We start from the raw sequence: 239 nt of genomic DNA on the forward strand, positions 1-239 counted from the left end.
TTCGAGTTCGCCCGAAATCAGCGCCGCCTCGATCGCGCGCGAACCCTGCTCGAACAGCTTCAGTTCGATCTTCGGATAGCGTTGACGGAACGCCGCGATCGCGGGCGTGAACAGCGACCCGCCCATCGGCGGAATGCCGATGGTGAGTTCGCCGCGCCCGAGCGTACCGAGATCGGCGAGTTCGGCCTGCAACTGCGCGTGCGCCGCGAGCACGTCCTGGCCGCGCTGATAGACGATGC

1 protein-coding gene is annotated in these 239 nt (G+C 66.5%); it reads right to left on the minus strand.

The features are described 5' to 3' along the window. On the minus strand, nucleotides 1–239 hold a 239-nt coding region (locus SB786_RS37545; RefSeq protein WP_410731753.1), incomplete at both ends, for a LysR substrate-binding domain-containing protein.

This window comes from Burkholderia sp. SIMBA_062 (genome assembly GCF_046534765.1).
Classification (GTDB): domain Bacteria; phylum Pseudomonadota; class Gammaproteobacteria; order Burkholderiales; family Burkholderiaceae; genus Burkholderia; species Burkholderia ambifaria.